10 protein-coding genes are annotated in these 10,120 nt (G+C 46.2%); 3 read left to right on the top strand and 7 right to left on the bottom strand.

Annotated features, from left to right (window positions below; translation table 11 throughout):
• Positions 1-416: 416 nt before the first annotated feature.
• Complete coding sequence (locus QZ938_RS31965; protein ID WP_293356324.1) at positions 417-2,354, bottom strand: serine/threonine-protein kinase; 1,938 nt, start codon at positions 2,352-2,354, stop codon at positions 417-419.
• A gap of 94 nt (positions 2,355-2,448) precedes the next feature.
• On the opposite strand from QZ938_RS31965, the gene QZ938_RS31970 reads away from it, so the two are divergent.
• The 3 genes from QZ938_RS31970 to QZ938_RS31980 all read left to right on the top strand — a co-directional run bounded on the left by QZ938_RS31970 (position 2,449) and on the right by QZ938_RS31980 (position 3,841).
• A complete protein-coding gene (locus tag QZ938_RS31970; RefSeq protein ID WP_293157798.1) occupies positions 2,449-2,760 on the top strand; it encodes a hypothetical protein in 312 nt (103 codons plus the stop codon).
• 89 nt (positions 2,761-2,849) lie between these two features.
• Positions 2,850-3,332, top strand: a complete 483-nt coding sequence (locus QZ938_RS31975; protein WP_293157795.1) for a 2Fe-2S iron-sulfur cluster-binding protein — start codon at positions 2,850-2,852, stop codon at positions 3,330-3,332.
• Between the two features lie 38 nt (positions 3,333-3,370).
• Complete coding sequence (locus QZ938_RS31980) at positions 3,371-3,841, top strand: phycobilisome protein (protein ID WP_293157792.1); 471 nt, start codon at positions 3,371-3,373, stop codon at positions 3,839-3,841.
• A 100-nt stretch (positions 3,842-3,941) separates the two neighbouring features.
• Here the strand turns inward: QZ938_RS31980 and QZ938_RS31985 are convergent, their stop codons facing one another.
• From QZ938_RS31985 to QZ938_RS32010, 6 genes are all read right to left on the bottom strand, one after another.
• A complete protein-coding gene (locus QZ938_RS31985) occupies positions 3,942-5,108 on the bottom strand; it encodes a pentapeptide repeat-containing protein (RefSeq protein WP_293157789.1) in 1,167 nt (388 codons plus the stop codon).
• A 702-nt stretch (positions 5,109-5,810) separates the two neighbouring features.
• A complete protein-coding gene (locus tag QZ938_RS31990; protein WP_293356321.1) occupies positions 5,811-6,473 on the bottom strand; it encodes a V4R domain-containing protein in 663 nt (220 codons plus the stop codon).
• A 205-nt stretch (positions 6,474-6,678) separates the two neighbouring features.
• The gene (locus tag QZ938_RS31995; protein ID WP_293356318.1) at positions 6,679-7,257 is read right to left on the bottom strand and encodes a phycobilisome protein; all 579 of its coding nucleotides are present in this window, start codon (positions 7,255-7,257) and stop codon (positions 6,679-6,681) included.
• Positions 7,258-7,317: 60 nt separating this feature from the next.
• On the bottom strand, positions 7,318-7,584 hold the full coding sequence (locus QZ938_RS32000) for a hypothetical protein (RefSeq protein WP_293157780.1): 267 nt from the start codon (positions 7,582-7,584) through the stop codon (positions 7,318-7,320).
• Positions 7,585-7,683: 99 nt separating this feature from the next.
• Positions 7,684-8,385, bottom strand: a complete 702-nt coding sequence (locus tag QZ938_RS32005) for a V4R domain-containing protein (RefSeq protein ID WP_293157777.1) — start codon at positions 8,383-8,385, stop codon at positions 7,684-7,686.
• Positions 8,386-8,552: 167 nt separating this feature from the next.
• Positions 8,553-9,791 carry a transposase gene (locus QZ938_RS32010; RefSeq protein ID WP_293356315.1) on the bottom strand — a complete coding sequence of 413 codons (1,239 nt, stop codon included), beginning with the start codon at positions 9,789-9,791 and terminating at the stop codon, positions 8,553-8,555.
• Between the last annotated feature and the right edge of the window lie 329 nt (positions 9,792-10,120).

Consider the following 10,120-nt stretch of genomic DNA (forward strand, 5'->3'; position numbering starts at 1 on the left):
TTTTTGAACCTATACACCGCACGGGTTTCGGCTGTTCCTTGATGCTCGCATTTCCGATCGCCCAATCTGCTTTAACCCCACAACCTGCTTTTTTACCCCCTATGTCCGTTTTTGACAGCACTCTGTAGAATACTTCAGAGGTGAATATAATCGGATTTAGTCAGAGCTACTAAGACTTTGGTTACGGTGTCAGCCCGATCGCACCCTGTTCACCACAGCACTAGGCGATCGGTCAATCTGATTCATATATATATGATGAGTAGTGCCGGCATTCGCTGCACTTGACTCAGGGAAATTGGGGTATGCGATCGATCCGATCGCCCACCTGCAAGTCCTAGCCCCACACAAATCCATCGCCCGCAACTACAATCTCCTTAATTACAGCCACCCCCAAACATTTTCAGTTAGCCCATTTATCAGGCTTTGAGACTCGATCGCGAGTTTGTCTCCTCAACATCTACGTCTAAAAAGTGCAAGTGAGTCTCCGACTCAGTATTGGCAGCAATCACCAAACCTGTGCTACCCCAAGGGGCGATCGCCCGAGGTGAGGCTGGGCCACTAAAATTGCCTACTTGAATCCCTTGACTGTTTAACACTGCTACCTGCCCCCCAACATCTGCCAACACCCATCCCCAATTAGTCACACAAGCAGACACGGGCAAACTTTCAAGAGGAATTCGCGCTAGCTTGAGCGGCCACAATTTCATCGACAACACAGCGGCTTTACCACCTTGGGGAATTCCGAGCAAGGTATAAGGCTCAGGTGTCAGCAGCATCTGTCCGACGCTGGCAGACAACTTTACAGAACCCACTGATGTGCCGCGGCGAGTGTAAACTCTAAAAATAGTTTGGGGATTTTTTGGTTCGTTGTCTGGCCAAACGGCTAAAACGTGTCGTCGATCCAAAAACGTTAATTCTGGTAAATAGTGTTCCGGTAAAGGCACAGTAGTGATCGACTTTAGGGCTTTTTCTCGATCGCCCGCGGTGCTATTGTCAGCTAAAGCATAAAAACGCAGTTCGCCGGGAACAGCTACTGTCAACCAGCGACCGTGAGAATCAACAGCAGCTTTAAAAGCATCTGCACCTTGCCTTACACCCATATCGAGTAGGCACTGAGGCTCCACAGAACCCTCGTTGAGCCAGTAAAGTTTTTGCTGAGTGAGAACGCAGCAGCCGTGGGAAGCAGGTAAAATGCCACGCACAATTTCCGGCATTAATATAGAAGTCGGCATTTCTTCTGTTGTAACTGCGTGTTGTCCCGGCTGACACCAAACCTTTACCTCTTTACCTACAGAAGCGTAGAGATACTTTTCCGTGGCAATTAAAGCAGTCAGCGGTGCAGGAAGTATTAGCGGTTTTGGCTGCAAAACCGAATAACGAACAGTCCGAAGTAAATTAATAGCCGGCTGTGATGATTTTTCCTCTTCGGATTCCAGCGCAGAATCAGTGTCCGACTTCAGGTTTTTAGCGCTGTTGGTTGTGGGGTTTTCCCAAGGAACAATGCAGTCGCCCAATTGCCGGACAGCGGGGTCGTACACGATCAGTCGCAGAGCTTGAGCCATTTGGGAAGCACTGGCAAAACGGCGGGCCGGCAGCTTTTCCAAAGATTTTTTGACTATTGCTTGCAACGGTTCGGGGATGGCGTCGGGAAGTTGCAAGCGTTGATTCAGGTGCGCCCACCTCAAGTCTCCGGGGGCTCCGCCGAAAGGGCGGTAGCCCATGAGCAACTCAAACAGCAAAATTCCCACTGCATATATATCTGACATGGGGGAATAAAGACCGTAAAACCGCTCTGGGGCCATGTAGGCTGGGGAACCTACGGTAGCGTCGGGAGAAATTTCTTGGTGGAGGCGAGTTGTACCGATTTCTGGAAGTCGGCGGGCGATACCAAAGTCAGACAGCCTCGGCGACCAACCTTTGGAGCCTAGAGTGAGGAGGATATTTTCAGGTTTGATGTCGCAATGAACTACGCCTCGGCGGTGGGCGTAGTCTAAGCCTGCTAAAAGTTCCATGACTAGCTGTAAACCTTCGAGCAACCGCAAGGGACGGTCTTGTTTGAGCAGGTTGCGGAGAGTTCCTCCCTCACAGTAGTCCATAACCAAGTACCTGCCTGTGGCTGTGTGTTCGAGAGCTCGGCAGGTGACAATGTTGGGGTGTTGCAAGGTGATCAGAAACCACAGCTCTCTTAAAAATTCGCTAGTTGGGGCTTTTTGATGGCTGAGTTCTTTGAGAGCAACCAGTTGGCTGGTGAGGCGGGAGTCCTTGGCGGGAGTTTCTCGAACGCTGGCACAAAAAACTCGACCAAATTGCCCTTGTCCGACTAGCCCTAAAATACGGTACTTAGAATGTTGCATCGGTCTAATTATAGAAAAAGCTTGAGCTAGTATTAAAATATGTAAAGAATGCTGACAAAAATTCAATTTTTTGAATCGATCGCCAGGTACTGCTATGTTATCTCAGGTTCATTCTCAGCCTCCTAGGAGCGATCGCACGGTCGCACCTACCAAAATCCTTGAGTTTCGCAGTCAGTATCAATCTTGCCGGATTCGGGTACCGGATCTGGAACTGCCTGTGGCTGCTATTTTAGTTGATTGTGAGTATTACAGTTTTTTCAAAGCTGTCCAAGAACCATCGAAGGTTTTAGCCATCGTGGCTAAGTTGGCGAATCGGGGTGACTCAACAGCGATTACGAAAACAGCTAGCGGTTATGCAATCTGGGTTAGAGAGCCAGAAGTTGAGGCTGTCGTCAAGCCATCTTAGCTTTTTTGAGTGTTAGCCAAATTTTTTTGGCTTTGAATATGTCGATCGCACTTGCTTGCATACTGAACTTGACAGGATGAAAAATCAATATGGTTAAAATTATTAGACTCGATCCAATTGCCGAGGAAATGGCAGTGGAAACCCGATCGAATATCCTGGCTGCCTTACTTTCCAAAGACTTAGACGTTCTTAAGGAATGCGGCGGGCGAGGAATGTGCGCTACCTGCCACGTTTACATTAAAGAGGGCATGGAAGGTTTGTCTGACATGAACCGTCGCGAGAGGAGGACGCTGGAGGTCATTACTACAGCTAAAGCCAATTCGCGACTTGCTTGTCAAGCTCAAATTATGGGTGAGGGTGTCGTTGTACAGATACCTGCGGGGATGTACATTAATGCTATTGAAAATGTGGAAGCTCTGATCGGTCGCCGAGCTCAGCAAGATTTGTTACACCCAATTACGGGTCAAGTAGTTGTAGAATCGGGAAAGTTAATTACTCGTTCGATCGTTACACAGCTTAATGAAACCCGCTTCCAAGTAGGACAATATTTAGTTCGTACTAAAGAAGCTTAAAACTGATATGTTTGTATTTTAGTAGTTGAGAAAAATCTATGTTGAGCCAACTTGCACGTTTGAGCACGGAAGCAGACGGACGCTACGCCACCGCTGAAGAACTCCAATTTTTGAAAGACTACTTTCAGTCTTTAAATCACCGGATGAGCGCTTATAAAAAACTTCAAGCCTCTGAAAAAGAAATTATTCGGCAGGTGGAAGCACAAATGCAATCTATCGACCCTAGTTTATATCGCCGCGGTTCTCAAGATCTGACTGAAAAGTGCCGTGGAGATGGTGTGCGGGTATTGAGGCATTCGGCGGCAGCACTGTTGATTAATGATACTGAACGGTTGCGCGATCGGCTGCTGCTTTGGTTGCAAAGTATTTTAGGCGCTGTTCACAGTCGTAATAGTTCGACCGTGACCTACGATGTCATGAAAAAGGTAATAAAACAATATCTCACTGCTGAAGAAATCAGCTTATTTTTTCCGATTCTCGACATCAACCGCACTATAGTCGGTAAATAATCAAGGGAAAGTCATATCATTTTCGAGCGGGAATGACTGATTGCATAAATGCTTGGAGCAAGGGGCAAGGGTTGTATTGTTTTAGCGGACTGGTATCGCATTAACCGTGATAGATTTTGCCGTTAGGAAGAATAGCTCCAAGCAAGTTCACTCCCCCCAAATCCGCCTCACTGAGAATGGCTCCGCGGAGGTTTGCTCCTGTCAAGTCAGCTTTCCGCAAATTGGCTTTACTGAGGTTAGCTTTGCTCAAGTCAATTTCACGCAGGCAAGAATTAGAAAGGTTGGCATTGATCAGGTATGCCCCGCTCAAGTTAGCTTTGGTGAGATTGGCTCCACTCAAGTTAGCTTCCATCAAATAAGCACCGCTGAAATTGGCTTCGTTCAACAAGGCCTCTGCCATATTAATTCCGGTTAAAAGTTTGCGGCTCAAGTCTACACCCCCCAAATCAGCCCCGCTGAGGTTGATACCGCTTAAGTGGCAGCCACTCAAAGTAATCTTTCTGAGGTAGGTTTTGCTCAGATCTGCTTTGCACAAATTTGCTCTGTCCAAGCAAGCTTCGCTGAGATCTGATTCGCTCAAACACGCGCTGTTTAAATAAGCTTGAGTGAGGTTAGTTCGCCTGAGGTTAGCTTTGCTGAGGTTGGCTTTGCTGAGTTCGGCACGGGTTAAGTTGGCTCCGGCTAGGTTGGCTTTGGACAATTCGGCTCCGGTGAGCTGTGCGTCGCTCAAGTCTGCCTCTTTGAGACTTGCTAGAGTCAAGTCTGCATCTTTCAAGTTTGCGCCGTTGAGATTGGCTTTAATCAGATAGGCTTTACTGAGATTTGCTTCGCTCAGAACGGCTTTGGTGAGGTTTGCCGCGCTCATATCTGCACCTATGAGATTTGCCTTGGGGAGAATTGCTCCTGTCAGGTTTGCCCAATTCAGGTGAGCTCCGGCTAGGTTGGCGTTGGTGAGATTGGCATCGGTGAGATTGGCTCCGCTGAGACTTGCTGCCATGAGGTTGGCGCCGGTCAGATTGGCTCCGCTGAGGTCGGCTTTGCTGAGGTTGGCCCGGCTCAAATGGGCTTTGGTGAGGTCGGCTTGACTGAGGTTAGCACCAATTAAGTATGGTCTGTGCTGGTGTTCGTTAAGATTGTCCAAACGTAGAGTTGGGGCATCGCTGGAACGGTATAAATCGATCGGACTCAACACAATGCCGCGCAAGTTGGCCTGTCTAAAATCTCTTTCGCCGGCTGCATATCGATTTAGAAGTTCATTGGCGTCCATTAAGTTTGAGAAAAAAGTTTGAGGTTGTGATTGCTTTTAAATTTTATGAGTTTCTAACAATACTGACAGTTTTTTGAACTGTTACATAACATTTTTTTGGCGTTAATTTCAAAAATTGTGATTTTTTATCTCTCTAGGCTGCACCCTTGATGTTAAAAAGCAAATATCGAGTTCCAGCAGTTGCCTCGATAGAGCTTTGATTGTTAAAATTAGCCAAAATTATGTCCGGAGTATTGTTCTAACGTAAATCATGAATTGTCTAGGTGCGAGTTATAGTCCAATAAGTAACCTGACACAATCAATTCACAAAAAATGCTTGGCAATCACTACTTGGGAAGCTTGGCGAGCATCGCAGTGTAATTAATGCAGTGTAATTAATCTTGTCCAACTACTTAAGCTTGGGTTAAAAAGATAATTTTTATGCCCGCACCTGTTGTTACTTGAGAACCCAAGAAAGTCTTGGTGATTGCTTTCATAACATATCGCTCCCTTCGAGAGCGGGGACAGCAATGAAACGCTTAGCTAACCCAAGCTTATTGAGTTACAGTCAATTTTTTTTTGAAATAGCTAAAACCATTTTTAAAACTCTGTAGATTTTTGATAATTTAACTGTCTGTAGTGTTCGATCGTCGGGTGGATAAAATAGCCGCCCAATAACCTAGCTGATAGTTATTGACAATAAACTAATAGCTGTTACACGAGTCAGTTTTTTTGGCAAAGCTGACTGATAATAGCTTCGTGAGCTTGTCCTTCTTCGACCATAGAATCTGCTGGTTGGAGGCGATCGCGCAGTCCTAAAATAAAGCGGTTGCAGTCCGAACCCAAGGATTCGCAGGAGGTTTGCAAGCAGTGGAGTTCTCGACCTGTAAGCTGACTAAAGAAGGAACTTAAGATGCCTGCTTCTAAATAACAGGCCGGCCGCTTCGACTTGGGAGCTGTTTTAGCAAAAAGAGAGTTACCAATCTTTACTATTAAAAATCCCTGTTCGGAATAGCTGGGGTCAAATTCAAATTTTCCCCATCCGTGAGTTTTCCAGCACTGTTGCAAGGACTGAAGAAATTCTACCATTTCCATTTCGGAAACTGGCTGGCCGTAGTATTCGCTGACTTCTTCGCAAAAACGCACGTAGAAGTTTTTCCCCCACCAACGACCGCAGTTGAAAAGCACGAGGCGGGAGGCTTGGCCTGTTTCTTGTTCTAAGCCGATATGAATGGCTTGAATCAGTGTTTCTGGGAGGGCTATGAGCCGATCGCCCCGGCGGTTTTCTAGCAGGCCTAGTTCGAGGTCGCCTCGGACGTAGGCATCGCTAGCAAAGTAGTTTCCAGGGAGGCGGGGCTGTTTGAGCAATTCGGCAATATTAATCATGGTTAATCGGCAATGGGGATGTGGAGGGCAGAAGGAAGAAGGAAGACGGAAGAGATAAATTATTATGGAGCTAGGAAATTTGGAATTGGCAATTGGTTGTTTGTAAAAAAGGAGTTATGAGGATTAAGTTTAAAATTCAATCTATTACTAATAACTCATCATTTATGCTTCCTAAATTACATTTTTTCAAGGTATTACCTGTTGCCTATTCTTTATTGCCTTGGTCAACAATCATTGATTTTGCTTGGTCAAAAAATGGTTGCAACAATGCTCTTGCTTGCTCGGAAAGCATTTCTTTTAAACGAGTTTGCAACAAATTGCAAACAGTTGCTTCGATTTTTTGAGTTTGGTGGGCTTCGACTATACCGGAAACCCAGTCTAGGAATCGCTGTTCGAGAAAATCTCGATCGTTCAGCAGCATGGCCATGGCGCAGTACCGCAAGACTAAAATCCAGTGTTTGAGCGATCGTTCTAAGTTTTCTTCTTTTTCGTCGGGGAATTTTTCTTGTAGCTTGTTGGCTATTGGTTGGAAGATGCTTGCTTCCTTCTCTCGCAAAAATTCGTAAATTTTTAAGCGCTGGGCGAGGATTGCAGCTTGACGCTTAAAAGTTATGAGTTCTTCGCCTTTTAGAAAGCGGGTTTCTGCCTGATCCAGCAGGGCCTCAATCTCAGGGTGCATGATTTTAATTAATTGGTAATCGGTAATTGATAAAAGGAAGTCAGTTGACAGTTGACAGTTGACAGTTGACAGTTGACAGTTGGTAATAATTTTCGTAATTACCACCAATAACAAATAACAACTAATCAATATTAACTATTGGCGATTTTCAATTCCCCACGCAGATTAAAAGAGGTCGAATAGATCGTCAATGGTGACTTCGGCAGGTTCAGAAATAGAAATTGCTGGCAAGGGTGGCGGTAGGGGTAGGGCGCCTACTTCGGGAATTCCTTCCCAAGAAATAGCTTGAAAAAAGTCTGCTACCGATCGCGTTAAACTCAGCGTTTGACCAGAAGTCGAGCCATTTTGGGTTTCTAAAGGTTGTCCCAGCCAATTATAGTGACCAAAGAAGTCTTGGACAGACTTACCCAACCATGAAGTTTGACTTTTCATCTTTCTTCCTGCCTGGAGAGACCCACCATCGGTCGCTATTGGCGATCGCGAGATTGGTGGGAGGAAAGGCAGGGCAGAGGATGTGCCTTTCCAGGTTGTTTACCGCAATATTTCACCGTGTTGCAGTCGATTTTGAATATCGCGGGCGTTGGCACCTTCGTTGAGCCAGAATGCTGCTGCATCAATTTTGTCTGGGTTGCCGAGGAGGAATTTACAATAGGTTTCTCCCATTGAGTAACATTGAAGTTCTATGCAACTAAGAGGCTTTTTGACTAGAGCTCCGAAGAAACCGGCGAACAAACCGGCGTATAGGTGACAAACTGGTTTGCCTACGTCGCCCAAAGTTCGAGCAACTGCTGAGTCAAAGAGGTTGATGAAGATGCAGCCATGTTTGCGATCGCTCATGTCAACTTCCCAGCGACCCCAACCTTGAGCAGTGAAAGGCCACCACCAAGTTTCTAGCAGGAACATCAGATTCGACTGGCGAATGTTCTGGCTGAATTCGGCGCTAAACCATTTTTGAAAAAATTCGGAATCTTGCAGCCCCCACTGGCAACCAATAGTATACATGATGACAGAGGACGCCGGGCCTACTTCTTCTTCGAGTCCCTCCACTAAACCGATGATGAAGTCTTCGCTGGTAAAAATGTTGCGGGACTTATTCCAGTCGTTAATTGTACCAAACTCGCGATCGAAGGCAAAAAAATCCTGAAACCTATAATGGTTGTGAGTTTTAGGATGCTTTTGCTTCAATAGCGATTCCTTGTGGGTGGATATTTCTTTTGGGGCGGTAGAGACCATTGGCGCGTTACTCCTGTTTTGGTGTAGTTTGCTGAAAATTAGTTCACATAGAACAAATAAACTGACCTGTGTATTCACTGTAACAAGGTTTCTCCTCATTTAAAGACCCACGGACAGACTACTCCCGTGGGTTTTTTAGTGGAGTTTTAGATTTTAGATTTTAGATTTTAGATTTTGAGGATGCCGCACAACTCCTTAAAGAGCTCGCGGATGCAGCGGGCGATAACTCGCTGGCGGGCCAGTTTAATTGGAGTCCCACCTTTCTTTCTCCGTTTTAGGTTTTCCGCCGGAGACATTTGCTCGGCGTCGCTCCCCTGACCGTAAACAAATTTCAGCGGCGGATTGTTTCGGCTAACTTCTAACCGAGTGAAGCACCATTGCCAGAGTGCTTTCCTACACAGCGCACTGCCGGACTGTTTTCCCTTTTTCTTCTGGCCGCTGTCGTCGCGAATTACGCCCATGCCGACGGCTCTCATGAAGCGGCGCTCGGACAATTTAAGCTTGCACTCTTTGCCAGTTTGGCGGTTCTTCCTGATTTTTACTTCCGGCCTGCCGTCTTTTAGAAAGTCTTCGATCGGGTAAATCGCACCGAGCAAGTACCCTTGCAGTTGATACCCGAAACCGAATTTTGTAAAAATCCGCCGATATTCCCGAAACTGCGGATGCTCGATTAGTTGAACCAACTGTTTTTTGAGCTTGAAAATTTCCTCTTCGATTTCACAGTATTGGCTGGCGGCCCACTGAGTTTGAGCTTCGATTCCAGCGCCAACGGTTGCGTCCAAAATGCGATCGTACTTTTGCGACTTTCGCCGTCCTGCCAGCCATCCCCACATCAGGGGCGGTAATTCTTCTTGCGATTTTGCCGATCGTACTTGGGCAATCTCTGGGCATTGCCACGCTAGCTCCTGCCTCATTCTGTTGATGATAGGGGATTGCACTCGATTCAAATGTTCTATCCGCAAGCAAATTTGCTTAACTTGGCTCACCAGGGAATCCCGAATTTTGAGGTAGCTTGATTCCGGTTTGTCGAAATACCAGCAAGCAATAGCAAAGGCATCAATGTCATCAGTTTTTGCGCCGCTTTTGCCTTCTTTCCCCATCAATTCTGCCCTGTAGTTGGGCAGTTTGCTGTTGGAAATCATTCTTACTTCGATTCCCCAGTCGGCAAGTTTATTCATCCAGAGCTTTGCGTAATTAATTCCGGTTGGCTCGCAGATTGCAATTATTTTGTCGGCGCTGAAGCTCTCGATTTTTTTCCTTAAATTATTTAAATTTTCAAGGTTCGAGCGATACTCCTTGATGTCGGCGTCAAAGTAGTCGTCGCGGGGGTTGCTGGGTTTTTCCAGCATAAAACACGCGGCAATTGATGACCGAGAAACGTCAATGCCTACGATTAAATATTTCATGTAGTTGGGGAGAATAAAAGTACAAGGACAAGAAGAGCCTACGAATCTCCCAAAAGCAACTGAATGCTTACTTCACTGATTAAGGCTCGTTTATTTTGTCCGGTTTGATTGCGGGCTGGCGCCTACGAATACAAGATAGCAATTAAGCTAATTTCAATTTTAAGGCGCCACTCATCTTGCGACTCGTCCCGCGACTCCCCCTTTATAACCCACATTCCGCACCCCCAACTGGCACATAGGGGGATTGAGGGGGGAAAAGTGAATCATCCGAGACAAAAATGAGTAGAAATACTCAATTATCTCGGTGACTCAACATCACCCAGTAGTCC

The sequence above is a fragment of the Microcoleus sp. CAWBG27 genome (assembly GCF_020883145.1).
Taxonomy (GTDB): Bacteria; Cyanobacteriota; Cyanobacteriia; order Cyanobacteriales; family Microcoleaceae; genus Microcoleus.

Excerpts from the sequence above, each read along its gene's own strand:
- QZ938_RS31965 (WP_293356324.1), bottom strand. The coding sequence starts at position 2,354 with ATGCAACATTCTAAGTACCGTATTTTAGGGCTAGTCGGACAAGGGCAA.
- QZ938_RS31970 (WP_293157798.1), top strand. The coding sequence starts at position 2,449 with ATGTTATCTCAGGTTCATTCTCAGCCTCCTAGGAGCGATCGCACGGTC.
- QZ938_RS31975 (WP_293157795.1), top strand. The coding sequence starts at position 2,850 with ATGGTTAAAATTATTAGACTCGATCCAATTGCCGAGGAAATGGCAGTG.
- QZ938_RS31980 (WP_293157792.1), top strand. The coding sequence starts at position 3,371 with ATGTTGAGCCAACTTGCACGTTTGAGCACGGAAGCAGACGGACGCTAC.
- QZ938_RS31985 (WP_293157789.1), bottom strand. The coding sequence starts at position 5,108 with ATGGACGCCAATGAACTTCTAAATCGATATGCAGCCGGCGAAAGAGAT.
- QZ938_RS31990 (WP_293356321.1), bottom strand. The coding sequence starts at position 6,473 with ATGATTAATATTGCCGAATTGCTCAAACAGCCCCGCCTCCCTGGAAAC.
- QZ938_RS32000 (WP_293157780.1), bottom strand. The coding sequence starts at position 7,584 with ATGAAAAGTCAAACTTCATGGTTGGGTAAGTCTGTCCAAGACTTCTTT.
- QZ938_RS32005 (WP_293157777.1), bottom strand. The coding sequence starts at position 8,385 with ATGGTCTCTACCGCCCCAAAAGAAATATCCACCCACAAGGAATCGCTA.
- QZ938_RS32010 (WP_293356315.1), bottom strand. The coding sequence starts at position 9,791 with ATGAAATATTTAATCGTAGGCATTGACGTTTCTCGGTCATCAATTGCC.